Source organism: Ramlibacter tataouinensis (assembly GCF_001580455.1).
Lineage (GTDB): Bacteria > Pseudomonadota > Gammaproteobacteria > Burkholderiales > Burkholderiaceae_C > Ramlibacter > Ramlibacter tataouinensis_B.
The window spans coordinates 1,615,567-1,638,578 of record NZ_CP010951.1 but is presented as its reverse complement, the minus strand read 5'-3'; the positions used below and the strand labels follow the sequence as shown (position 1 = coordinate 1,638,578).

The window sequence follows — 23,012 nt, the reverse complement described above, 5'->3', positions numbered from 1 at the left end:
CGAAGGCCGGAGTGAATCCGGCCTTCGTCATGGAGGGACCGCGCTGCGCGTTGCTTCGCGCGGTCGATGCCGCTGCGCGGGGTTAGAGTTTTGCGAACACCTGGCGCGCGGCGGCGACCGTTTCGGCGATGTCCGCTTCGGTGTGCGCGCTGCTGACGAAGCCGGCTTCGTACAGGGCGGGCGCGATGTAGATGCCGCGGTCCAGCAGGCCGTGGAACAGGGCGTTGAAGCGGGCGGACTCGCTCCTCATCACCTGCGTGTAGTTCTGCGGCAGCTCGGGCAGCAGGAAGAAGCCGAACATGCCGCCTTCGCAGTCGGCGCTGAAGGCCACCCCGGCCTGGGAGGCGGCGTACTTCAGGCCCTCCACCAGCGAGGCGGTGCGCGCCGACAGGGTCTCGAAGAAGCCGGGCCGGGAGATTTCCTTGAGCGTGGCCAGGCCGCAGGCGGTGGCCACCGGGTTGCCCGACAGCGTGCCGGCCTGGTAGACCGGCCCCAGCGGCGCCAGCAGTTCCATGATGGCGCGCGAGCCGCCGAACGCGGCCAGCGGCATGCCGCCGCCGATCACCTTGCCCATGACGGTCAGGTCGGGCGCGAAGCCAGGCAGCGACTTCGCGTACACGCTCTGGGCGCCGCCGAGCGCGACACGGAAGCCCGTCATCACCTCGTCGAACACCAGCAGGGCGCCGTTTTTCGTGCACAGCTCGCGGCACTTCTTCATGAAAGGCAGGCTGGCGCGCACGAAGTTCATGTTGCCCGCGATCGGCTCGATCATCAGGCAGGCGATGTCCTGGCCGTGCAGCGCGAACGCCTGTTCCAGCTGGGCGAGGTTGTTGTACTCGAGCACCAGGGTGTGCTGCACCACCTCGGGCGGCACGCCGGCGCTGGTCGGGTTGCCGAAGGTCGCCAGCCCCGAGCCGGCCTTGACCAGCAGGGCGTCGGCGTGGCCGTGGTAGCAGCCCTCGAACTTGATGATCTTGCTGCGGCCGGTAGCGCCGCGTGCCAGCCGGATCGCGCTCATCGCGGCCTCGGTGCCGGAGCTCACCAGTCGCACCATCTCCAGCGAGGGCACCAGCGAGATGATGGTCTCGGCCAGGTCGATCTCGCGCTCGGTCGGCGCGCCGAAGGAAAAGCCGTCCTGCGCGGCCCGCAGCACGGCCTCGAGCACCGCCGGGTGCCCATGCCCCAGGATCATTGGCCCCCAGGAGCCGATGTAGTCGATGTAGCGCGTGCCCTGCGCGTCCCAGAAATGCGGCCCCTGCGCGCGCTGCACGAAGCGCGGCGTGCCGCCGACGGCCTTGAACGCCCGCACCGGCGAATTCACCCCGCCGGGGATGGACCGGCGCGCGCGGTCGAACAATTGCTGGTTCAGGTCGGGATTCCCCACTCTCGTCACTCCGTTTGGTGGATGCCTGGCGCGCGCGCTCAGTGCTTGGTGTCGGGCGCCGGCATGTCGAACACCTGAAGCGCTTGCGCTTCCTCGGGCGTGGGCTCCCCGGGGTCGTCCTCGGGCTGCGCCCAGAACAGGCGGTCGGGGACGACGTTGCCCATGCCGGGGCGAAAGCCCGCGTCCAGGCAGCGGTCCAGGTAGGCCAGGGCCTCGGTCGCGGCACCCGCGAGGTCGGTGCCGCTGGCGACCAGCGCCGCCAGCGCGGCCGACAGGGTGTCGCCGGCGCCGGAGAACACGGCCTCGAAGCGCTCGAACTTCTCGTTGCCCAGGACGGTCTGTGGCGTGGCCAACACGTTGTCGATGAATTGGTCCGGCAGCGGGATGCCTGTCACCAGGGTGTAGGGCACGCCCATCTCGGAGGCCGCCTTGGCGATGTCGCGGGCGCTGGGGCTGCGCTCGCCGCTCCACTCGGGCAGCAGCCAGCGCCACAGGGTGCTGTGGTTTCCCACCAACACGGTGGTCTGGGGCAGCATCAGCTCCCGGAAGGCGTCGAGGTAAAGATCGATCTGGCCCTCGTCCCACCAGGACAGGTTGGGCATGTAAGCGATCACCGGGACATCGGCGTAGTCGGCCGCGACTTCCGCCACCACGCTGACCGCCTCCGGCGTGCCGACGAAACCCACCTTGAACACCTGCGCGCTCACGTCCTCCAGGATCGCGCGGGCCTGTTCGGCAATCGCGTCCTCGTCAAGCGGGAAGTGGGCGAAAACCTCCGCGGTGTCGCGGGCATAGACGCCGGTCACCACCGGCAGGGCGTGGGCGCCGACCGAGGCGATGGCCGTCACGTCGGCGGCGATGCCGCCGGCCCCGCTGGGGTCGCTGGCGTTGAACACGATCACGCACGCGGTGCCCGCGTCGTCGTCCGCGGCGCCGGACTCGGCGTGTTCGCTATCGGAACTGGGGTGTGTCATAGGCCTGATTCTTCCAGCCGACGGCCGGCGGTGCGGCTTAGCAGCGAAGGCCCTCGATACAATCGTTGCATTCTATTCGAAGCCCCTTTAAGCTGTGACCGAGACAAAAACCTGGATGTGTCTGATTTGCGGATGGATCTACGACGAGGCCGCGGGGGCGCCTGAGCACGGACTTGCACCCGGAACGCCTTGGTCCGAGGTTCCGATGAACTGGACCTGCCCGGAGTGCGGCGCCCGCAAGGAAGATTTCGAGATGGTGCAGATCTGACGACGGTGTAAGGCGCATCCTGGGACGGTGCAGCCGCGAAGCAGTAACAAATATATGAGGAGCAGCGTCAAGTGAGCACAACTGGGTTCAAGGTGCTGGTGATCGATGACAGCAACACGATCCGCCGCAGCGCCGAGATCTTCCTGAAGCAGGGCGGTCATGACGTGCTCCTGGCCGAGGACGGGTTCGACGCGCTGGCCAAGGTCAATGACTACCAGCCCAACCTGATCTTCTGCGACATCCTCATGCCCCGGCTGGACGGCTACCAGACGTGCGCCATCATCAAGCGCAACGCCAAGTTCGCATCCGTGCCCGTGGTGATGCTGTCCTCCAAGGACGGCGTCTTCGACAAGGCCCGCGGCCGCATGGTCGGTTCGCAGGACTACCTGACCAAACCGTTTACCAAGGACCAACTGCTCCAGACGGTGCAGCAGTTCGGTGCCGCGAATGAAGGAGCGATGTGATGGCGATCAATAAGGTGCTCGTTGTGGATGATTCCAAAACCGAGCTGATGTTCATGACGGACCTGTTGCAGAAGAACGGTTTTGCCGTCAAGACGGCCGAGAACGCCGACGACGCGTTCAAGCGCCTGGCCGAAGAGAAGCCGGACCTGATCCTGATGGACGTGGTGATGCCCGGCCAGAACGGCTTCCAGCTGACGCGCGCGATCACCCGCGACCCGCTGTATGCCGACGTGCCGATCATCATGTGCACCAGCAAGAACCAGGAAACCGACCGCGTGTGGGGCATGCGCCAGGGCGCACGCGACTACATCACCAAGCCCGTCGACGCCGACGAGCTGATGGCCAAGATCAAGGCCCTCGGCTAGTGCCGCAGCCCACCGGAAATGGCCAACCGCGAAGCGCTTAGAGAACTCCAGAGCCGGCTCGCCAGCCGCCTGCAGGCCGCCCGTACCGAGGGCGTGCAGGCGTCATGGCTCGCGGTGGAATCCGGCGGGCGCAAGTTTCTCCTTCCGCTCACCCAGTCGGGTGAGATTTTCCCGTTCACCGCTTCCCAGCACGTGCCGTACACGCAGCCGTGGTTCCTGGGGGTGGCCAACCTGCGTGGCGGCCTGTACGGCGTGGTCGACCTGGCCAGCTTCGTCGGCGGGCAGGCGCCCGCGGTGCGCTCGGATGCCACGCGCGCGGAGTCCCGGCTGATCGCCCTGAACGCCGCGCTCGAAATCAATTGCGCCTTGCTGATCGACCGTCTGGCCGGGCTGCGCAACATGGACGCGTTTTCCTCCTCCAGCGAGCCGCCCGAAGGCTCGCCGGAATTCTTCGGCAGCGGCTACACCGATGCCAATGGCGCTTACTGGCAGGAGCTCGACCTGCAGGCGCTGTCGCAACAATCCCAGTTCCTGAGCATCAGCGCTTAAGAGGCACCGCACCATGTCGTTGATTGACAAACTCAACAACCTGTTCTCGAAGAAAGAGGCCGAGCCCCCGGCGGAAACCAGCGCCAGCGGTGAGCTGAGCCTGGCGATGCCCGACATCGATCCGCTGATGGCTGATCCACGGCCGCGCCCGGCGGCCGCCCAGGAGCCCGACAGCGTCTCCGACGATTCGATCGCCACGGAGCAGATGGCCGAAGACCTCGAACTGGTCTCGGTGCCGCTGCTTGGCCGGCGCACGGTGGCCACCCACCAGCGCGCGCTCTTCACTTTCCTGGTCGTGGCGCTGCTGGTGCTCGGTGCCGTGGCCTTCCTCGCGGTGCAGCAGGCCGATCGCGTCGCGCAGCAGGTGGCGGGTACCGGCCAGTCGCTGATGCAGTCGCAGCGCCTCGCCAAGTCCGTGTCGCTGGCGCTGGTGGGCAACGCCCAGGCCTTCCCGGACGTGAAGGAAGCTTCCGAGACGCTGGCCAAGACGGTGCGCGGCCTGAAGACGGGCGACGAAGCGATGAACCTGCAAGCGGTGGCCGAGGCCCTGCAGGCCGACGTGGACAAGATCACGCCGCAGATGGAGCGCGCGGAAAAGAACGCCGCCACCGTGATGGGCCAGCAGAAGATCCTGACGCAGATCGGCGCCGCCCTGCGCACCATCAACCGCCAGTCGTCCGACCTGCTGGAAATCGCCGAGACGGTGTCCTCGCTCAAGCTGCAGCAGAACGCGCCCGCCGCCGAGATCTCCGCCGCCGGCCAGCTGGTGATGCTGACGCAGCGTATCGGCAAGTCGGCCAACGAATTCCTGACGGCCGAAGGCGTGTCGCCGGAAGCGGTGTTCCTGCTGGGCAAGGACCTGAACTCGTTCAAGGAAATCGCACAGGGCCTGCTCGATGGCAGCCCGGAGCTGCGGCTCGCCGGCTCCAAGGACCCGCAGACGCGCGAGCGCCTGGAAGCGCTGCTCAAGCTCTACGAACAGACCCGCACGCAGGCCGGCGCCATCCTGGGCAACCTGCAGGGCCTGGTGTCCGCGCGTGAAGCGCAGTCGGTGATCAACACCGACTCCGAGCCGCTGCGCAAGGCGCTGGAAGACCTGCAGAACAAGCTGCAGGCCCAGACGGGCCTGGGCCTGGTCGCCCTGTTGGCCCTGGCCCTGGCGGCGATCTTCGCGATCACCTCCGCCGTCGGCCTGGCCTACGTGACGCTGCAGGACAGCCGCAAGCGCCAGCTGGTCGCGGAACAGCAGCGACTGCAGGCCGAGCAGCAGGAGCAGGAAGCCAAGCGCGTGAACGACGCCAACCAGGCGGCCATTTTGCGATTGATGAACGAACTGCAGACGGTGGCCGAAGGCGACCTGACGCAGGAAGCCACCGTGACCGAGGACATCACCGGCGCCATCGCCGACTCGGTGAACTACACGGTGGAAGAACTCCGGCAGCTGGTGGGCAACGTACAGTCGACGGCGACCCGCGTGGCACAGACGACGGCGCAGGTGGAAAGCACCTCCACCGAGCTGCTGGCGGCCTCCACCGAGCAGCTGCGCGAGATCCGCGAAACCGGCCAGTCGGTGCTCGACATGGCAGGCCGAATCAACCAGGTGTCCGGGCAAGCGCAAGAGTCGGCCCAGGTGGCGCGCCAGTCGCTGCAAGCCGCATCGTCCGGCCTGTCGGCCGTGCAGAACGCGATCGGCGGTATGAACGCGATCCGCGACCAGATCCAGGAAACCTCCAAGCGGATCAAGCGCCTGGGCGAATCCTCGCAGGAGATCGGCGAAATCACCGAGCTGATTTCCGACATTACCGAACAGACCAACGTGCTGGCCCTGAACGCCGCCATCCAGGCGGCGTCCGCCGGTGAAGCGGGACGCGGCTTCTCGGTGGTGGCCGAAGAAGTGCAGCGGCTGGCCGAACGCTCCGCGGACGCCACGCGCCAGATCTCGGCGCTGGTGAAGGCGATTCAGACCGACACGCAAGACGCGGTGGCCGCCATGGAGCGCTCCACGCAGGGTGTGGTCGAGGGGGCGAAGCTGTCCGACAACGCGGGCACCGCGCTGACCGAGATCGACCAGGTGTCGCGCCGGCTCGCCGAACTGATTGAGAACATCTCGCGCACGGCGGCCAAGGAAGCCGTGTCCGCGAACGAGGTGGCGGGCAACATCCAGCACATCTTCGCGGTGACGGAACAGACCGGAGAGGGCACGCGTTCGACGGCGCAGCAGGTGCGCGAGCTCTCGCGCATGGCCGAGGAACTGCGCCAGTCGGTGTCGCGATTCAAGATCGCCTGACCGGGCGAGTGAACGCGGCAAGGGTGACCCAGCCAGGGCTGTTCATGCAAGTCAACGAAAACGATATCGATCTGGCAACGAACGACCTGGGCCCGCTGGCCTGGGTGCTGGACGAGTTGCGCAAGTCCCTGGACTCGGCGTCCTCGGCGCTGCGCCGCTTCGTGCGCGACACGGCGCTGGCGCGCGGCACCGACATGGCGTCGGTCGACGGCGGCCAGCTGCGCATCGCGCGGCAGCAGCTGCACCAGGCGGTGGGCGCGCTGGAGATGGTGGGCCTGGGCGCCCCGGCCCATGTGCTGCGTTCGATGGAAGGCGCGGTCCAGAAGTTCGTCGAACGTCCCGAGCTGTGCACCGAAGCGGCCGCGGCGAAAGTCGAGCGCGCGGGCTTCGCCCTGACCGAATACCTCGAGGCGCTGCTGCTCGGCAAGCCGGTGTCGGCGGTCGCGCTGTTCCCGCAGTACCGCGACATCCAGGAGCTCGCCGGCGCCGACCGCGTGCATCCCGCCGACCTGTGGAACATGGAGTGGCGCTGGAACGATCCCGCCACCCCGCCGGCCGCGGAGCGCGCGAGCTACGAGCCCGCGGTGCGTTCGCGCCTGGACCAGCGGGTGCTCAAACTGGTGAAGTCGGGCGACCCTGATGCGGCCCGCGAACTCGCCGGGCTCAGCCTGTCGCTGGCCGCCACGCAAACGGCCCGGCAGCCCGCCATCTTCTGGAAGGTCTGCGCCGCCTACTTCGAGGCGGTGGGCCAGGGCCTGCTGCCGCTGGACATCCCCGTCAAGCGCGTCGGCTCGCGCATCCTGCAGCAGTACGCCGCGCTCGCCAAGGGCGAGCAGGCCGTCTCCGACCGGCTCGCGCATGACCTGGTGTTTTTCTGCGCGCAGGCCGTGCCGGCCCGCGCCACCGATGCCCCGGCCCTCATGGCCGTGCGCCAGGCCTGGGCACTGGACCGCTTCCAGCCCATCGACTACCAGACGCCGCACTTCGGCCGCTACGACCCCGCGCTGCTGGCGCAGGCGCGCAAGCGCATCGTGACCGCCAAGGACACCTGGTCCGGATTGTCAGGAGGCGACGCCGGCAAGCTCAAGGGCGTGACCGACCAGTTCAACCTGGTTCGCGAGTCGCTGTCCAAGGTCCTGCCGCAGGGCGCTGCGCTCGGGCAGGCCCTCGTCAACGCGGTCGAGGGCGTGGCCCGCTCGGCGCGCGCGCCGGGTGCCGAACTGGCGATGGAAGTGGCGACCGCCGTGCTGTTCCTGGAGGCCGTCTACGCGGACCTCGACCCGTCCGACGCGCAGCTGGCGCCGCGCATGGCGCGCCTGGCCGAGCGGCTGGACACCGTGCGCCAGGGCGGCCAGCCCGGACCGCTCGAGTCGTGGATGGAGGAGCTGTATCGCCGCGTGAGCGATCGCCAGACCATGGGCAGCGTGGTGGGCGAGCTGCGCGGCACCCTGTCCGAGCTGGAAAAGCTGCTCGACCAGTTCTTCCGCGACCCCGCCGACAAGGCGCCGCTGGCCGACGCGCCGGCGCACCTGTCGCAGATGCGCGGGGTGCTCTCGGTGTTGGGCCTGGACAAGGCGGCCCATGCGGTGCAGCACATGCGCGACACGGTGGACGAGATCATCGCCACCGAGGTGGACGAAGGCCAGGCCCGCGCCGCGGGCACCTTCGACAAGCTCGGAAACAACCTGGGCGCGCTCGGCTTCCTGATCGACATGCTTCACTACCAGCCGGTGCTGGCCAAGAAGCTGTTCGTCTACGACGAGGCCACCGGCGAGCTCCGGCCGCTGATGGGCCGGGTCGCGCATCCGCACGAGACGGCGCAAGCTCCTGCCGAGGCGGCGCCGTCCGTGCCGGTGTTCGAGGCGATCCCTGCCACGGTGACCCTGCCGCAAGTCCCGGCCAGCGCGGCCCCGCAGGCCACGGCGCCGGTGTCCGATGACACGGGCGAGGAAGACGAGCTGCTGGACATCTTCCTGGAAGAAGCGCGCGAAGTGGTGGCCAACGGCCTGGCCGCCATCGAGGCGCTGGCGGTTGCGCCGAAGGAAGTCTCGGAGATCACCACGCTGCGGCGCGCCTTCCACACGCTCAAGGGCAGTTCGCGCATGGTCGGACTCAACGAGTTCGGCGAAGCGGCCTGGTCCCTGGAGCAGGTACTCAACACCTGGCTGGCCGACCAGAAGCCCGTCGGCGATGAGCTGCGCTCGCTCGCCACCGAGGCCATGAAGGGCTTTGGCCGCTGGATCGAGGACATCTCTCAGCACACCGACCAGGCCTGGAAGTCCAGCATGTTCCGCGGCGCCGCGGACGCGATGCGGCTGGAAAACCGGCTGGTCGCGCTGGCGCTGCCGGGCGCTGCGGCGCCCGCGGCCGCTGCCGAACTGACGTTCGAAATCATCGAAGCGGTGCCGGTCCCCGAACTGCCGCCGGAGCCGGTCGCCCCGGCGCTCATGCCCGAGCCGGCCGCTGCCGCGCCTGAAGCGCATATCGAGCTACCCGCGGACCTGCCGGCCTTCGATCTGTCCCTGGAACTCGAGCCCGTCGACCCGGCGCCGCCATCGGCGCCCGAAGCCACGGCACAGGCTGCACCGATCGAGGTGATCGAGATCGAACTCGACGCCCAGGAGCCGGCCGCCGACTTCGCGGCGTCCGGCCGTCCGCCGCTGACCGAAGCGGTCGAGATCACGGTCGACGAACTGCCGGCCGACTTCGACTTCCCGGCGGCCGAGGCTGCCGCCGCCGACGACGAGCCCGCGCCTGCGGCCCTGCCCGAGCCGGTGGAGATCGAAGGGATCGATTTCGAGAGCCTGTCGGCGCTGTCCGAATCGGCGCAGCCCGGAGCGCCTGCAGCGCTTCAGGCCGAACCGCAGCCGCAGCCGGAAGCGCTCGCCGTGCCCGCCGAACCGGCGGACGACGAACAGGTCAAGGTGATCGGCCCCCTGCGCATCGGCATCCCGCTCTACAACGTCTACCTCAACGAGGCCGACGAATGGTCGCGGCGGCTGGCGACCGAAGTCGCCGAATGGGCGCTCGAACTGAGCCAGCCGGTCCCAGACTCCGCCGTGGGCCTGGCGCATGCGCTGGCCGGCAGTTCCGCCACCGTGGGTTTCCACAGCCTGTCGGACATCGCCCGCGCGCTCGAAACATCGCTGGGCCAGACGCAGCGCCTGGCCTACGGCACGCCGCTGCATGGCCGGGCCTTCACCGCGGCGGCCGATGAAATCCGGCGGCTGCTGCACCAGTTCGCGGCCGGCTTCCTGAAGGACCCCCAGCCTGGCGTCATCGCCGCCCTCGAAGCCCTGGCATCGCTCGAAATCCCCAAGCGGGAGCAGCTGCGCGATTCCTCCTTTGGCATCGACGAGGACGAGGCGGCCTCCGAATTGGCGGCCCCGCCAGAGGCTGCCGCGGCCGAACCGGCCGTTGCAGCCGCGCAAGCGGCGTCCCTGCACAGACTGCCCGTGGCCGCACCCAAGGCGTCGCGCCTGGATGATCTCGGCGACGACGAAGACATCGACGTCGCCGATGCGGTCGATCCCGACCTGTTCCCGATCTTCGAGGAAGAGGCCGTGGAACTGATGCCGCAACTGGGCGCGGCGCTGCGCCGCTGGTCGGCGCACGCCGGCGACCGCGACGCCCGCGACGCCTCGCTGCGCGCGTTGCACACCCTGAAGGGCAGCGCCCGCCTGGCGGGCGCCCTGCGCCTGGGCGAACGCGCGCACCGGATGGAGTCGCACATCGAGACGCTCGGCATGGAGCCGGTCGCCGCCGATATCGAGCCCCTGCTGCACCGCTTCGACGACATGCAGGCCAACTTCGACGTGCTGCGCGGCGGTGCCGGCATCGCCGCCGTCGGCGTCGAGGCCTCGCCGCAGCCTGAGCCGCAAGCCGCGCCGCAGGTGATGCGCGCCGAACCGGCGGCGCCCGCGGCCGAATTGGCGCCGCTGGCGGCGCCCCTGCAGGTCCAGGTGGCGGCCATGCGCGGCGCCGAAGCGGCGCGCGCGGCCACGCAGTCCGTGCCGCAGCGCGCTTCGGCGAACCAGGCAGTGCGCGTGCGCGCCCAACTGCTGGACCGGCTGGTGAACCAGGCCGGCGAGGTGATGATCACCCGCACCCGCCTGGAGGCCGAACTGGGCCAGCTGCGCGGCTCGCTGTCCGACCTGACCGGCAACCTGGACCGCCTGCGCTCGCAACTGCGCGACATCGAACTGCAGGCCGAAACGCAGATGCAGTCGCGGCTGGCGCAGGCCAAGGATTCGGCGGCCGGCTTCGACCCGCTGGAGTTCGACCGCTTTACCCGGGTGCAGGAACTCACCCGCATGATGGCCGAGTCGGTCAACGACGTGGCCACCGTGCAGCGCAACATCCAGCGCGTGGTGGAATCCACCGAAGACGACCTGATCGCGCAGGCGCGCCAGACGCGTGAACTGCAGCGCGACCTGCTGCGCACCCGCATGGTGGAGTTCGAGGGCATCTCGGACCGCCTGTACCGCGTGGTGCGGCTCGCGTCCAAGGAGACCGGCAAGCAAGTCAAGCTGGACATCACCGGCGGCTCGATCGAAATGGACCGCGGCGTGCTGGACCGGATGACGCCCTCGTTCGAGCACCTGCTGCGCAACTGCATCGCACACGGCATCGAGGAGCCGCAGGTACGCGTCGCCGCCGGCAAGGACCCGGCCGGCACGATCCAGATCGCGCTGCACCACGAAGGCAACGACGTGTCGGTCGAATTCCGCGACGACGGTGCCGGCCTGAACCTGGCGCGCATCCGCGAGAAGGCGCTCCAGCAGGGCCTGGTGTCACCGGGCCAGCAGCTGAGCGACGCCGAAGCCGCCCAACTGATCTTCATGTCGGGCCTGTCGACCGCCTCGCAGGTCACCGAACTCGCGGGACGCGGGGTCGGCATGGACGTGGTGCGCGCCGACGTGAACGCGCTGGGGGGTCGCATCGAGACCGCCACCGCCGCCGGGCAGGGCACGAGCTTCAAGCTGGTGCTGCCTTTGACCACCGCCGTGACGCAGGTGGTGATGATCCGCGCCGGCAACCTGACCATCGGTGTGCCCGCCAACATCGTCGAGATCGTCCGCCGCGCCACCGGCCAGGAAGTCGATCGGGCCTACGAGAGCGGCCTGTACGCTTTCGGCGAAGAGCAACTGCCCTTCCACTGGTGCGGGGCGCTGCTGCAATCCTCGCACCGCAGCATCGAGCCGGTGGGCAAGACCATGCCGGTGATGGTGTTCCGAAGCGCCGCGCAGCGGGTTGCCATGCACGTGGACGAAGTGCTGGGCAACCAGGAAGTGGTGGTGAAGAACCTCGGGCCGCAGCTCGCGCGCCTGCCAGGCCTGGCCGGCATGACGGTGCTCGCTTCGGGTGCGGTAGTGCTGATCTACAACCCCGTCGCCCTGTCCGCCGTCTATGGCGAGCAGTCGCGCCGCCTGAGCGCCGCCGCGGCGCAGCAGCCGTCGCCGCAGGCGCCCGACGCGCAAACGCCGGCGCCGGTCGGGCCCGCGGAGTCCGGGGCTGCGCAGATCCCGCTGGTGCTGGTGGTGGACGACTCGATCACCGTGCGCCGCGTGACGCAGCGACTGCTGCAGCGCGAAGGCTACCGGGTCGCCCTGGCGGCCGACGGGCTGCAGGCGCTGGAGCGGCTGGCCGAGGAGAAACCCGCCGTCGTGCTGTCGGACATCGAAATGCCGCGCATGGACGGCTTCGACCTGGCGCGCAACATCCGCGCCGACGCCCGCATCCGCGACCTCCCGATCATCATGATCACCTCGCGAATCGCCGAAAAGCATCGGGAGCACGCCAAGGAGCTCGGCGTCGACCATTACCTGGGCAAGCCCTACTCGGAAGAGGAACTGCTGGGCCTGGTGAAGCACTACAGCGGCGCCACGGCGCTTGCCTGATCGCGGGTAAGTGGCAACCCCGCGCGCCATCCACCCGGGTGGCACGCGGCGGGGGCAAAGCTAAAATGGCGCTATGTCTGCCGATGCCTCTCCCATCAACCTGACGCATCACTTCCTGATCGCGATGCCGGGTCTGCAAGACGAGGCTTTTGCCGGCAGCGTGGTCTACCTGTGCGAGCACAGCGCGCGTGGCGCCCTCGGCCTGGTGATCAACAAGCCCAGCGACATCAACCTGCGCCATCTGTTCGACAAGGTCGAACTGCCGCTGGGCCGCGACGACCTGGCGGCGACGCCGGTGTTCCAGGGCGGCCCGGTGCAGACCGAGCGCGGCTTCGTGCTGCACGAGGCCGTCTTCAAGGACAGCGCGCCCAACGAGACGGTGTACGCCTCCACCATGACCATTCCCGGCGGGCTGGAGATGACCACCTCCAAGGACGTGCTCGAGGCGATCTCCACCGGGGCGGGCCCGCGCAAGGTGCTGGTTTCGCTGGGCTATTCGGCCTGGGGCGAAGGTCAGCTCGAATCCGAGCTGGCGGAAAACAGCTGGCTCACCGTGGGCGCGGACCTGTCGGTGATCTTCGATACGCCTGTCGAGCGGCGTTACGAAAAGGCCCTGGCGCTCTTGGGCTTGCAGGCCTGGATGCTCGCACCGGAAGCGGGACACGCATGATGGGGCAACCCATCGACGTCCCCGATCACTTCCAAACCTTTCTTGCTTTTGATTTCGGCCTCAAGCGCACCGGTGTGGCGGTGGGCAACCGGTTGCTGCGCACGGCGACCGGGCAGGCGACGATCCGCGCCGAGGGCGACGCTCGGCTGGCGGCCGCCGAGCAGCGGGTGCGCGACTGGCAGCCCGATGCGCTGGTGGTGGGCGTGCCCTTCCATCCCGACGGCGCCAGCCACGACAATACCGCCCGGGCCCGCAAGTTCGCGCGCCAGTTGCGCAGCCGCCTGAAGCTGCCCGTCTTCGAAGTGGACGAGCGCTACAGCACGGCCGAAGCGCTGGGCGCGGGTGCGGCCGATCCGGATGCGGGGGCCGCACAGATCATTCTTGAACAATTCCTGAGGAGCCTGCCGTGAAACTGACACTGGACGCGGAAGCCCTGTACCGCGAGCTCGTGCGCGGCGTTCAACAGCTCGGTGCGGCCGAAAGCCGGCTGGTGGGAGTCACTTCAGGCGGCGCCTGGCTGGCCGAGCGCCTGCAGAAGGACCTGGGCCTGCCGGGCGCGGCCGGCGCGATCTCGTCGGCCATGCATCGCGACGACTTCGCCACGCGCGGCCTGGCCGGCGCGGGCCGGCAGACGCAATTGCCGTTCGAGGTGGACGACGCGCACATCATCCTGCTCGATGACGTGCTCTATACCGGCCGCACCATCCGGGCCGTGCTCAATGAGCTGTTCGACTACGGCCGTCCGGCCAGTGTGAAGCTCGCCGTGCTGGTGGACCGGGGCGGGCGCGAGCTGCCGGTGCAGGCCGACTACGCCGCGGCGCGCGTGGCACTGCCGGCCACCCAGTCGCTGGCGCTGGCGCGCGGCGAGGACGGGCGGTTCAGTTTCCAGGTCGAGGGACAAACATGAGCCCCCACGTTTGCGGCTACGCCGCTGCTCTGCCCCCCAAGGGGGCGCAAACCGCCCTAGGGGCGGCCCGTCGGACGGTTTGATCCATGTTGTACAAAAGAAACCCACAACTCAACAAGAACGGCGAACTGGTCCACCTGCTCTCGGTCGAGGGCCTGCCGCGCGAGATCGTCACCCACATCCTGGACACTGCCGCCAGCTTCGTGAGCGTGAGCGACCGCGAGGTGAAGAAGGTGCCGCTGCTGCGCGGCAAGAGCGTGTTCAACCTGTTCTTCGAGAACTCCACGCGCACCCGCACCACTTTCGAGATCGCCGCCACGCGGCTGTCGGCGGACGTGATCAACCTGGACATCGCGCGCTCCTCCGCCTCCAAGGGCGAGTCGCTGCTCGACACCATCGCCAACCTCTCGGCCATGGCGGCCGACATGTTCGTGGTGCGCCACAGCGAGTCGGGCGCGCCCTACCTGATCGCGCAGCACGTGGCCCCGCATGTCCATGTGATCAACGCCGGGGACGGGCGCCACGCGCACCCTACCCAGGGCCTGCTCGACATGTACACGATCCGCCACTACAAGAAGGACTTCTCCAACCTCACGGTGGCGATCGTCGGCGACGTGCTGCATTCGCGCGTGGCGCGCTCGGACATCCATGCGCTGACCACGCTCGGCTGCGCCGAAGTGCGCGTAGTCGGCCCCAAGACCCTGGTGCCGGGCGACATGGCGCAGATGGGCGTGCGCGTGTGCCATACGCTGGAGGAGGGCATCCGCGGCTGCGATGTGGTCATCATGCTGCGACTGCAGAACGAGCGCATGAGCGGCGCGCTGCTGCCCAGCTCGCAGGAGTTCTTCAAGGAGTACGGCCTGACGCCGGAGAAGCTGCAGCTGGCCAAGCCCGATGCGATCGTCATGCACCCCGGTCCCATCAACCGCGGCGTCGAGATCGATTCCTCGGTGGTGGACGGCCGGCAGAGCGTCATCCTGCCGCAGGTCACCTTCGGCATCGCGGTGCGCATGGCGGTGATGAGCATCGTGGCGGGCAACGAAGCCTGAGGGCAAAGCGAGGCGGGGAACAAGCAAGATGAAGATACTGATCAAGAACGGCAGGGTGATCGATCCCGCGTCCGGGCTGGACAAGGTGTGCGATGTCTCCATCGCCGCGGGGCGCATCGTCTCGATCGGCGAGGCCGCGAATCACAACTCCGGCAAGGTGGTCGACGCCAGCGGCTGCATCGTGGCGCCCGGGTTCGTCGACCTGGCCGTGCGCCTGCGCGAGCCCGGCCACGAGCACGAAGGCATGCTCGAGAGCGAGATGGCCGCGGCCGTGACGGGCGGTATCACCAGCCTGGTGTGCCCGCCCGACACCGATCCCGTCCTCGACGAGCCGGGTCTGGTGGAGATGCTCAAGTTCCGCGCCGAGAAGCTGCACCAGGCGCGGGTGTTCCCGCTGGGCGCGCTCACCGTCGGCCTGCAGGGCGAAACCCTCACCGAGATGGTGGAACTGACCGAGGCGGGCTGCGTCGGCTTCAGCCAGGCCGACACGCCGGTGCAGAACACGCAGGTGCTGCAGCGCGCCTTCCAGTACGCGTCCACCTTCGGCTACACGGTGTGGCTGCGGCCGCAGGACGCGCACCTGGGGCGCGGCGTGGCGGCAAGCGGGCCGCTGGCCACGCGCCTGGGCCTGTCCGGCGTGCCGGTCGCGGCGGAAACCATCGCACTGCACACGATCTTCGAGCTGATGAAGATCACCGGCGCGCGCGTCCACCTGTGCCGCCTGAGCAGCGCCGCCGGCGTCGAGCTGGTGCGGCAAGCGAAAGAGCAGGGCCTGCCAGTCACCTGCGACGTCAGCATCCATTCGCTGCACCTGACGGACGTCGACATCGGTTACTTCGACAGCCGCATGCGGCTGAATCCGCCGCTGCGGCAGCAGCGCGACCGCGATGCCTTGCGCCAGGGCTTGGCCGACGGAACGGTCGATGCGCTGGTGTCCGATCACACCCCGGTGGACGAGGACGCCAAGACCCTGCCCTTCGCGGAAGCCGAGCCCGGCGCCACCGGCCTGGAGCTGCTGCTCGGACTGGCGCTGAAGTGGGGCCACGACAGCGGCGCCAGCCTGCCCGACACGCTGGCCGTCCTGACCAGCCGCCCGGCCAAGGTGCTGGGGGCGGCGCTGGGCACGCTGCAGGCCAGCGCCGGCCGGCTCGTGCCCGGCGGCGTGGCCGACGTCTGCGTGTTCGATCCGCAGGCCGAGTGGACCGTTACCGCGCAGGCCTTGCGCAGCCAGGGCAAGCACACGCCCTTCGCCGGCTACGCCCTGCCGGGGCAGGTGCGCTGCACGATCGCCGCGGGACAGGTGGCGTTCGAAAGAGCCTAGTGCCGGGCTCGCTGAGCGCCGCGTGCCGGCTGGTGCGAGCGACGGCGCTTGCGCTGCGCGGCTGGTACACCATCCGCTTCGAGTTTCCCGGACTCACGCCGCTCGAGCGCGAGGAGCGGGTGCAGGCCTGGGCCGGGCGCATGCTGCAGGCACTGGGCGTCCGGCTGCGCTTGCGTGGCGCGCCGGCCGCCGGGCCGGTGCTGCTGGTGGCCAACCACATCTCCTGGCTCGACATTCTGGTGCTGCATGCGGCGCGTCATTGCCGCTTCGTGTCCAAGGGGGAAGTCCGGCACTGGCCCTTGATCGGCACGCTGGCCACCGGCGCCGGCACGCTCTACATCGAGCGCGAATCGCGGCGCGACGCCATGCGCGTGGTGCACCACATGGCCGAAAGCCTGCGTGCCGGGGAGGTGCTGGCGGTCTTTCCCGAGGGCACGACCAGCGACGGCCGCCAGCTGCTGCCCTTCCACGCCAACCTGATCCAGGCGGCCATCTCTGCCGAGGCGCCGGTGCAGCCGGTGGCGTTGAGCTTCGTTGACGTTGCGACGGGCCAGCCCAGCTTCAGCCCGTGCTACATCGGCGACGACTCGCTCGTAGGATCCGTCTGGCGAACCCTGACCGGTCCGCCCATCGCGGCGGTCGTGAGCTTCGGCTCGCCGCAGGTCGCAGCAGGCCGCACCCGCCGGGCTTGGGCAGATGAGCTGCGAGGGGCGGTGGAGCAGCTTCGCTAGGCGCCCTGCTCAGGGTTCGTCGCTGAACTCGGAACGGCCGCCGGGGGCCTTGCGGAACACGACTTCGCCCGTGGGCACGTGCACCACCCGGATCTCGCCGGAGGGCTTGGTAAAACTCTTGGCCGCCATGGCCACGGCGAGGGCGCGGTCGTGAACGACATACTGCTGTTCACCTTGCGCCGGCAGGAAGCGACCGGCCATGGGATGGTTGGCTTCGACTCGGAAGTCACCAGATGTCATGTGAGTCCTCTCTGTTCTTGAACTGCCTGTGTGTGCTCAGCCTGATTAACTGCTGGTTGCTGAATCACCATCGTTATTCCCGCTCGTGACACATTTGTGAAGCGGTCGGGGAAAGCTTTCAGAGTCCTGACAGCTTAGTCTCGCTGGCAGAGGAGTCTGTAGGACTCCGCTGATGCGGCAAGTAGGAACCTCGGAAACGCCGGGCTGTAGAGCTGGCGTTACGGCCCGCCGCTGGGCATGGGGCGCAGGTCGCGCTGGCGCCGAAGGCGCAAGCCCAGCGCCAGCATCAGCGCGCCGGTGGCGATCGCGTAGAAGCCGACCAGCCAGACCAAGGCCAGCGCGCCCGCGCCGGGCGCCCAGATCACCAGCACGCCGAACACCAGCGACAGCACGCCGGTCAGGATGAGCAAGCCGCGCCCGCGCTCCAGACGCATCGCCTGCGCGATGTCCAGGGCCCCGGTGAAGACGGCGTTGACGCCCATCACGATGATCAGCACCAGGGCGGTGAGCCCCGGGTACATGAAGGCGTACACACCGGCCACGACGCTGACGATGCCCAGCAGCAAGGGGATCCACCAGCGCTGTTCGGTCCGGCGGACCTGGAACGCGGCGGCCGCGGACACGGCGCCGCCGAAGATGGCGTAGGCCGCGAACAGCGCGACCAGCCAGAGCAGGGTGAGGCCCGGCCAGATGACGGCCAGGACGCCGAACACCAGTGCGATGACGCCGCGCAGGATCAGCATCCAGGGAGGCGTGCCAATGTCAGCGTTCATGTGGGCTCCTCATCAGACGAGGGTCAATGCAACCAGGACGATGTTCGCTCACGGCGCCCGCGCCCATTGTTAAGACTTATTGCCGTCCCGCAGCCGCCCCCGGAATTGCACCTTCGTCCCATTGGAAAGAAGTCGTCGACGTGCCATCTTGAAAAGCACATCGAAGGTGAAGGAGATTGATCATGCGCCTCGTGCTCATCGTCGCCACGCTCATGCTGCCGGCCTATGCCATGGCGGGAAAGCTGGACCTGAAGCAGGACCTGTCCGGGCTCGATCTGACCGTCGCCCCGGTACCGGCGGACAACCCCGATGCGATCAAGATCACCAACAACACCGCCAAGGCTGTCCGATGCAGCGGCAGCTTTACCGGGGCCGACGCCGGCCCGCCGCGGTCGGTCACCATTCAGCCGGGCAAGTCCGCGACCGTGCGGGTCCCCGGCACCTATACCGACATGCCGCGCTCCGCGGACCTCAAGTGCGCGGAGTACGTGAAGAAGGCTGCCAAGAAGTGATGTGCACTGGCGCCCCCCCGAGAATCTACCTGAGGCCGAGTAGGCGGCGAGCGGAAATCTGCGGAAGCGGGAAAGCAGGGCGGAGCGACGGCTGATCGATGTCCGTCGAGATCGCTAACCGAACTGCACGCAGCGCATGCTGAGCGTGCCTGACTGAAAAGACGCGTACGTCGTCTTCAGCCTATCCGACCGATCCGCCGCGCCGAGCGCGTACAGGAACGGCCAGTAGTGATCGGGCGTCGGGACCGCCATGCTCGCGCCTGCGTCGAGACGCTGGTAAGCCACCAGGGCCTTGTCGTCCCGGCCATCGAGCGCCAATCGGATCGCGTCGTCGAACGATTGGGCCCAGGGTGCGGTCGCGCGCGCGGCCTCCGGCGCGCCTCGCTCGGTGGCCCGCAGGTTGTGGACCACATTCCCGCTTCCCATGATCAGCACGCCTTGCTCGCGCAGGCGGGCCAGCCGGCGCCCCAGCGTGTAGTGGAAGTCGGCCGGCCGCTCGTAGTCGATGGACAACTGGAAGACCGGCACGTCGGCGTGCGGGAACAGGTGGTGCAGCACCGTCCAGGTGCCGTGGTCGAAGCCCCAGTCGTCCGCGGGGCGCGCGTGCAACGGCGCCACGACCTCCAGCGCCTGCCTGGCGATGGCAGGCGCGCCGGGGGCGGGGTAGCGCATGTCGTGCAGGGCCCGGGGAAAGCCGCCGAAGTCGTGGATCGTCGGCGGCCGGGCCTGCACGTCGACCAGCGTTGCGCCTGGGGTCAGCCAGTGGGCGGACACCGAGAGGATCGCGGCCGGGCGCGGAAGCTCCGTGCCCCAGCTGCGAAGCCGGCGCGTGAATGCGTTGTCGGCAATGGCATTCATCGGACTGCCGTGGCCGACGAAGATCACGGGCATGCGGGCCGGGCTGCCGCCGGCCGCCGCGAACGCGGACCTGGTCGCCAGGAGGGACAAGGCAGACAGCATCGAGGCGAGGGAAGCGGTGCCGATGAAGCGGCGCCGGGCGGGAAGGAACGATCCGGTCATGGCGTGGTCGATAGGCTGGATTGGCTGAGACGGGAAAGAGCAGGAAAGTTCCCTTAGCGCATTGCCCTGAGCGTGATAGCGCGGGCCTTTCCGTATGCCGCCACGCCGGCAGGGTTTTCGTTGCCGTCCGGGCGTGGAGCTCGCTTTAAACTGAACCATGATGATGCGCCGCCTTTTGCTCCGATCCTTTGCCCTTCGCGCCGTCGGCCTTGCCCTGATCGCCGGCGCGCTCGCCTCGTGCGGCACGCCACAGGCCAGCACGCCAGATGGCAGGCGGCCCGCACCGCCGCGCCTGGTGGTGTTCATGGTGGTCGACGGCCTGCCACAACGCCAGGTGGTGGACTATCGCAGCCAGCTCGCGCCGGACGGCCTGGCACGCTTTCTCGATCGCGGCGCCTGGCTCTCCGATGCGCACTACGGCTACGCCTTCACCGTCACCGCGGCGGGGCACGCGAGCATGCTGACGGGGACGTATGCCTGGCGGCACGGCATCATCGGCAACGACTGGCGCGACGCGCAGACCGGCGAGCTCGAGTACTGCACCGGCGACACGCGCTACAGCTATATCGGAAACAGCACCGACAAGCTGGACGGAACGAGCCCGAAGAACCTGATGGTGGAGACGGTCGGCGACGTGCTCAAGCGCCGCAACCCTGGCGCCAAGGTCATCGGCATCTCCGGCAAGGACCGCGGTGCCATCCTGCCGGCCGGTAAGACCGGCGTCGCCTACATGTACATGTCGAAGTCGGGCCAGTTCGCCTCGTCGACCTTCTACATGCCGCAGCACCCGGCCTGGGTCAACACCTTCAACGCCGGCAAGCCGGCCGATCGCTACTTCAGGCAGGACTGGCGGCCGGTGCGCGACAACGCCGCCTACGCGTCGTCGCTGCCGGACGAGCAGCCTTGGTTCCTGGCCAAGGGCGGAAAGCTGCCGATGACCATGGGCGCGGCCCAGGACAAGCCCGACGGTGCGTACTACGCGGCGCTGCTGCGCAGCCCATTCGTGGACGAGCTGTCGCTGGAGTTTGCCCGGGCGGCCATCCGCGGCGAGGCGCTGGGCCAGGACGACGTGCCCGACATCCTCGCCATCAGCCTGTCGGGCCACGACTACGTGAACCATGCATTCAGCGCCGAGTCGCGCCTCTCGCACGACCATCTCTTGCAGCTCGACCGGATGTTCCAGGCATTCTTCAAGGACCTGGACACGATGGTGGGCAAGGACAACTACGTCGCCGTGCTCACCGCCGACCACGGCTTCATGCCGGCACCCGAGACCAGCCTGGCAGCCGGTCGCAACGCCGGGCGGGTGAGCGGCAGTGCCGTGCTGTCGCGGATCAATGCCGGCCTGCAGCAGAAGTTCGGCCCCGGCAACTGGGCCCGCTACTTCACGGCCTCGGCGCTGGCGCTCGACCACCAGCTGATCGCCGAGCGCAAAGTGGACCGGCTCGCCGTGCAGGACGAGGCCCGTGCCCTGCTGCTGAAGGAGGAGGCCTTCGCCGCCGTGTACACGCGTGACGAGCTGGCCGGCAACACGCGCGCGGGTGCGCCGCTCTTCGACCAGATGCGCAAGTCATGGAACGCGGAGCGGTCCGGCGACCTGCAGGTGGCGCTGAAGCCCTACTGGATGTTCGGATCCAGCACCTCGACCACGACGCACGGCTCCCCGCACCCCTACGACACCAACGTGCCCATCCTGTTCTACGGGCCGCGCTGGGTGAAGGCCGGTCGCTACAGCGAGCGCGCCGAAGTGTCGGGCATCGCGCCGACGATCGCCGCGCTGCTGCAGGTGCCGCCGCCCTCGGCCTCGGAAGGGCGGCTGCTGCCGTTGCTGGCGCCGTGAGGAGCGCGCAAAACCGCATCGAGTGCCGCCTCGGGATTGCACAAGGCGGCGCCGAAAGCTAGAGGCTTGGAGGGCTCTTCTCGACACCACCTCCAGTGGCTGCGGCTGTCATCTTCTCGATCACCTGGTCTAGGCTGAAACTCGCCGACTTCTGCCGCGGCGGGAACTCCTTGAAGGTCGCCAGGAACTCCGCGACCATGGCTTGCGCAGGGACCAGCAGGTAGACATGCCGGAACATCCAGTCGTAGTAGGTGTTTGACGTGATCTGTGCGTGCTCGTACGGGTCCATCCGCATGTTGAAGATGTAGGGTACGCGCAGCACCACGAACGGTTCCTGCCAGATCTTGAACGTGCCGGTGATGCGCTGCTCCATGAACAGCATCTTCCAGTTGTCGTAGCGCAATGCCGCAAGATCGCCGTCATCGGTGAAATAGAGGAAGCCCGGACGCGGGCTCTTGGTTTCCTTGCCCGTCAGGTACGGCAGCAGGTTGTAGCCGTCGAGGTGGACCTTGTAGGTCTTGTTGCCGATCTTGTGGCCCTTCTTGAGCTTCTCCTTGATGTCGGGCTCTCCGGCCAATGCCAGGATGGTGGGGAACCAGTCCAGGTGGCTGACGATTTCGTTCGACTCTGAACCAGCCGCGATCTTCCCTGGAAATCGAACCACCAACGGGATGCGGTATGCGCCCTCCCAACTGGAGTTCTTCTCGTTGCGGAACGGGGTCGTGCCCGCATCCGGCCAGGTGTTCATGTGCGGGCCGTTGTCGGTGCTGTACTTCACGAACGTGTTGTCGGCGATGCCGAGTTTGTCCAGAAAGTCGAGCATCGCTCCGATGCACTTGTCGTGGTCGATCATCACGTCGTGGTACTCGGACTGCCAGCGCCCGGATTGACCACGGCTCTCCGGCTTCACGTGCGTCCACGCATGCATGTGCGAGGTGTTGAACCACACGAAGAATGGCTCGCCGGCATCGTGGGCGGCCTGGATGAACTTCTTGGCCGCCGCCATGAATTCGTCGTCGCAGGTTTCCATGCGCTTCTTCGTCAGCGGGCCTGTGTTCTCGATCTTCTGGCCGCCTTTCCCGTCGGCATAGCAGTGCAGCACGCCACGTGGGCCGTACTTTTTCTTGAACTCCGGGAAGTCCTTGGCGTTCGGGTAGTCCACTTCCTCCGGCTCCTCCTCGGCGTTCAGGTGATACAGGTTGCCGAAGAATTCATCGAAGCCATGCATGGTCGGCAGGTGTTCGTCGCGGTCACCCAGGTGGTTCTTGCCGAATTGGCCGGTCCGATAGCCGAGCGGCTTGAGCGCCTCGGCGATGGTGATGTCCTCGCCCTTGAGGCCCAGCTCGGCGCCAGGCAGGCCCACCTTGGTGAGGCCGGTGCGCAGGCCACACTGGCCGGTGATGAATGACGCCCGCCCGGCCGTACAGCTTTGCTCGGCGTATGCGTCGGTGAAGATCATGCCCTCCTTGGCGATTCGGTCGATGTTGGGCGTGCGGTAGCCCATCATCCCTTTCGTGTAGCAGCTGAGGTTGGACTGGCCAATGTCGTCACCCCACATCACCAGGATGTTCGGCTTCTTTGCCATTGCATTGCTCCTTGAAAGAAGGTTGAGTCTCAGTTGGAGTTGGCGACCCGTTCGTGTCACCTTCGTGGCCCGGCTTGCTGCCGGACTTCATGGTGCGCGTCCCAACGTGGGTCAGTTCCAATCCGCGCATTCCGCAGACGCTGCGCTTGACCTGGCAAGTTGAAACGGGCGAC

At 68.1% G+C, this 23,012-nt stretch carries 20 protein-coding genes; 14 read left to right on the top strand and 6 right to left on the bottom strand.

Annotated features, from left to right (window positions below):
• Positions 1 to 82 precede the first annotated feature (82 nt).
• Positions 83 to 1,384 (bottom strand): glutamate-1-semialdehyde 2,1-aminomutase, encoded by a 1,302-nt coding sequence (hemL, locus tag UC35_RS07885; protein ID WP_061497811.1) that lies wholly within the window; start codon positions 1,382 to 1,384, stop codon positions 83 to 85.
• 38 nt (positions 1,385 to 1,422) lie between these two features.
• Entirely contained in the window at positions 1,423 to 2,358 is a 936-nt protein-coding gene (thiD, locus tag UC35_RS07880; protein ID WP_061497809.1) for a bifunctional hydroxymethylpyrimidine kinase/phosphomethylpyrimidine kinase, read from the bottom strand.
• A 94-nt stretch (positions 2,359 to 2,452) separates the two neighbouring features.
• Here thiD and UC35_RS22970 point away from each other — a divergent pair, with 94 nt between their 5' ends.
• The 12 genes from UC35_RS22970 to UC35_RS07825 all read left to right on the top strand — a co-directional run bounded on the left by UC35_RS22970 (position 2,453) and on the right by UC35_RS07825 (position 16,869).
• Positions 2,453 to 2,626 carry a rubredoxin gene (locus tag UC35_RS22970; protein ID WP_082792933.1) on the top strand — a complete coding sequence of 58 codons (174 nt, stop codon included), beginning with the start codon at positions 2,453 to 2,455 and terminating at the stop codon, positions 2,624 to 2,626.
• Positions 2,627 to 2,697: 71 nt separating this feature from the next.
• Entirely contained in the window at positions 2,698 to 3,090 is a 393-nt protein-coding gene (locus tag UC35_RS07875; RefSeq protein WP_061497807.1) for a response regulator, read from the top strand.
• A complete protein-coding gene (locus UC35_RS07870) occupies positions 3,090 to 3,455 on the top strand; it encodes a response regulator transcription factor (RefSeq protein ID WP_061497805.1) in 366 nt (121 codons plus the stop codon). The genes UC35_RS07875 and UC35_RS07870 overlap by 1 nt, the downstream gene beginning before the upstream one ends.
• A gap of 18 nt (positions 3,456 to 3,473) precedes the next feature.
• Complete coding sequence (locus tag UC35_RS07865; RefSeq protein ID WP_061497803.1) at positions 3,474 to 4,004, top strand: chemotaxis protein CheW; 531 nt, start codon at positions 3,474 to 3,476, stop codon at positions 4,002 to 4,004.
• Between the two features lie 205 nt (positions 4,005 to 4,209).
• A complete protein-coding gene (locus tag UC35_RS07860) occupies positions 4,210 to 6,291 on the top strand; it encodes a methyl-accepting chemotaxis protein (protein WP_415752703.1) in 2,082 nt (693 codons plus the stop codon).
• Positions 6,292 to 6,335: 44 nt separating this feature from the next.
• A complete protein-coding gene (locus tag UC35_RS07855) occupies positions 6,336 to 12,191 on the top strand; it encodes an Hpt domain-containing protein (RefSeq protein ID WP_061503731.1) in 5,856 nt (1,951 codons plus the stop codon).
• Between the two features lie 73 nt (positions 12,192 to 12,264).
• Positions 12,265 to 12,861 carry a YqgE/AlgH family protein gene (locus UC35_RS07850; protein WP_061497799.1) on the top strand — a complete coding sequence of 199 codons (597 nt, stop codon included), beginning with the start codon at positions 12,265 to 12,267 and terminating at the stop codon, positions 12,859 to 12,861.
• Positions 12,858 to 13,271 (top strand): Holliday junction resolvase RuvX, encoded by a 414-nt coding sequence (gene ruvX, locus UC35_RS07845; RefSeq protein WP_061497797.1) that lies wholly within the window; start codon positions 12,858 to 12,860, stop codon positions 13,269 to 13,271. Before UC35_RS07850 ends, ruvX begins: the two co-directional genes overlap by 4 nt.
• A complete protein-coding gene (gene pyrR / locus UC35_RS07840; protein WP_227820494.1) occupies positions 13,268 to 13,768 on the top strand; it encodes a bifunctional pyr operon transcriptional regulator/uracil phosphoribosyltransferase PyrR in 501 nt (166 codons plus the stop codon). Before ruvX ends, pyrR begins: the two co-directional genes overlap by 4 nt.
• Positions 13,769 to 13,854: 86 nt before the next feature.
• Positions 13,855 to 14,817, top strand: a complete 963-nt coding sequence (locus tag UC35_RS07835; RefSeq protein WP_061497794.1) for an aspartate carbamoyltransferase catalytic subunit — start codon at positions 13,855 to 13,857, stop codon at positions 14,815 to 14,817.
• Positions 14,818 to 14,845: 28 nt separating this feature from the next.
• Positions 14,846 to 16,138, top strand: coding sequence for a dihydroorotase (locus UC35_RS07830; RefSeq protein WP_061497791.1), 1,293 nt, complete (start codon positions 14,846 to 14,848; stop codon positions 16,136 to 16,138).
• Positions 16,138 to 16,869 (top strand): lysophospholipid acyltransferase family protein, encoded by a 732-nt coding sequence (locus tag UC35_RS07825; protein ID WP_061497790.1) that lies wholly within the window; start codon positions 16,138 to 16,140, stop codon positions 16,867 to 16,869. The genes UC35_RS07830 and UC35_RS07825 overlap by 1 nt, the downstream gene beginning before the upstream one ends.
• A 9-nt stretch (positions 16,870 to 16,878) precedes the next feature.
• On the opposite strand, the gene UC35_RS07820 is transcribed toward UC35_RS07825, so the two are convergent.
• Entirely contained in the window at positions 16,879 to 17,109 is a 231-nt protein-coding gene (locus UC35_RS07820) for a hypothetical protein (protein WP_145979375.1), read from the bottom strand.
• Between the two features lie 218 nt (positions 17,110 to 17,327).
• Positions 17,328 to 17,882 carry an HdeD family acid-resistance protein gene (locus UC35_RS07815; RefSeq protein WP_061497786.1) on the bottom strand — a complete coding sequence of 185 codons (555 nt, stop codon included), beginning with the start codon at positions 17,880 to 17,882 and terminating at the stop codon, positions 17,328 to 17,330.
• 182 nt (positions 17,883 to 18,064) lie between these two features.
• Between UC35_RS07815 and UC35_RS07810 the strand changes: the two genes are divergently transcribed.
• Positions 18,065 to 18,394: a hypothetical protein gene (locus UC35_RS07810; protein ID WP_061497785.1), complete on the top strand. Its 330-nt coding sequence runs from the start codon at positions 18,065 to 18,067 to the stop codon at positions 18,392 to 18,394.
• Positions 18,395 to 18,508: 114 nt separating this feature from the next.
• Here UC35_RS07810 and ygiD read toward each other — a convergent pair whose 3' ends face one another.
• Positions 18,509 to 19,414, bottom strand: coding sequence for a 4,5-DOPA dioxygenase extradiol (gene ygiD / locus UC35_RS07805; protein WP_061497783.1), 906 nt, complete (start codon positions 19,412 to 19,414; stop codon positions 18,509 to 18,511).
• Between the two features lie 160 nt (positions 19,415 to 19,574).
• On the opposite strand from ygiD, the gene UC35_RS07800 reads away from it, so the two are divergent.
• Positions 19,575 to 21,254, top strand: a complete 1,680-nt coding sequence (locus UC35_RS07800; RefSeq protein WP_158513873.1) for an alkaline phosphatase family protein — start codon at positions 19,575 to 19,577, stop codon at positions 21,252 to 21,254.
• A gap of 58 nt (positions 21,255 to 21,312) precedes the next feature.
• Here the strand turns inward: UC35_RS07800 and UC35_RS07795 are convergent, their stop codons facing one another.
• Positions 21,313 to 22,839 (bottom strand): arylsulfatase, encoded by a 1,527-nt coding sequence (locus tag UC35_RS07795; protein WP_061497780.1) that lies wholly within the window; start codon positions 22,837 to 22,839, stop codon positions 21,313 to 21,315.
• Between the last annotated feature and the right edge of the window lie 173 nt (positions 22,840 to 23,012).

What these genes read in the sequence shown, in the direction of transcription:
- UC35_RS07850 (WP_061497799.1), top strand. Translation starts at nt 12,265, where the DNA reads ATGTCTGCCGATGCCTCTCCCATCAACCTGACGCATCACTTCCTGATC.
- UC35_RS07855 (WP_061503731.1), top strand. Translation starts at nt 6,336, where the DNA reads ATGCAAGTCAACGAAAACGATATCGATCTGGCAACGAACGACCTGGGC.
- ruvX (WP_061497797.1), top strand. Translation starts at nt 12,858, where the DNA reads ATGATGGGGCAACCCATCGACGTCCCCGATCACTTCCAAACCTTTCTT.
- UC35_RS07870 (WP_061497805.1), top strand. Translation starts at nt 3,090, where the DNA reads ATGGCGATCAATAAGGTGCTCGTTGTGGATGATTCCAAAACCGAGCTG.
- UC35_RS07835 (WP_061497794.1), top strand. Translation starts at nt 13,855, where the DNA reads ATGTTGTACAAAAGAAACCCACAACTCAACAAGAACGGCGAACTGGTC.
- UC35_RS07860 (WP_415752703.1), top strand. Translation starts at nt 4,210, where the DNA reads ATGGCCGAAGACCTCGAACTGGTCTCGGTGCCGCTGCTTGGCCGGCGC.
- UC35_RS07820 (WP_145979375.1), bottom strand. Translation starts at nt 17,109, where the DNA reads ATGACATCTGGTGACTTCCGAGTCGAAGCCAACCATCCCATGGCCGGT.
- UC35_RS07795 (WP_061497780.1), bottom strand. Translation starts at nt 22,839, where the DNA reads ATGGCAAAGAAGCCGAACATCCTGGTGATGTGGGGTGACGACATTGGC.
- ygiD (WP_061497783.1), bottom strand. Translation starts at nt 19,414, where the DNA reads ATGACCGGATCGTTCCTTCCCGCCCGGCGCCGCTTCATCGGCACCGCT.
- UC35_RS07865 (WP_061497803.1), top strand. Translation starts at nt 3,474, where the DNA reads ATGGCCAACCGCGAAGCGCTTAGAGAACTCCAGAGCCGGCTCGCCAGC.
- UC35_RS07800 (WP_158513873.1), top strand. Translation starts at nt 19,575, where the DNA reads ATGATGCGCCGCCTTTTGCTCCGATCCTTTGCCCTTCGCGCCGTCGGC.
- UC35_RS07810 (WP_061497785.1), top strand. Translation starts at nt 18,065, where the DNA reads ATGCGCCTCGTGCTCATCGTCGCCACGCTCATGCTGCCGGCCTATGCC.
- UC35_RS07830 (WP_061497791.1), top strand. Translation starts at nt 14,846, where the DNA reads ATGAAGATACTGATCAAGAACGGCAGGGTGATCGATCCCGCGTCCGGG.
- UC35_RS07815 (WP_061497786.1), bottom strand. Translation starts at nt 17,882, where the DNA reads ATGAACGCTGACATTGGCACGCCTCCCTGGATGCTGATCCTGCGCGGC.
- thiD (WP_061497809.1), bottom strand. Translation starts at nt 2,358, where the DNA reads ATGACACACCCCAGTTCCGATAGCGAACACGCCGAGTCCGGCGCCGCG.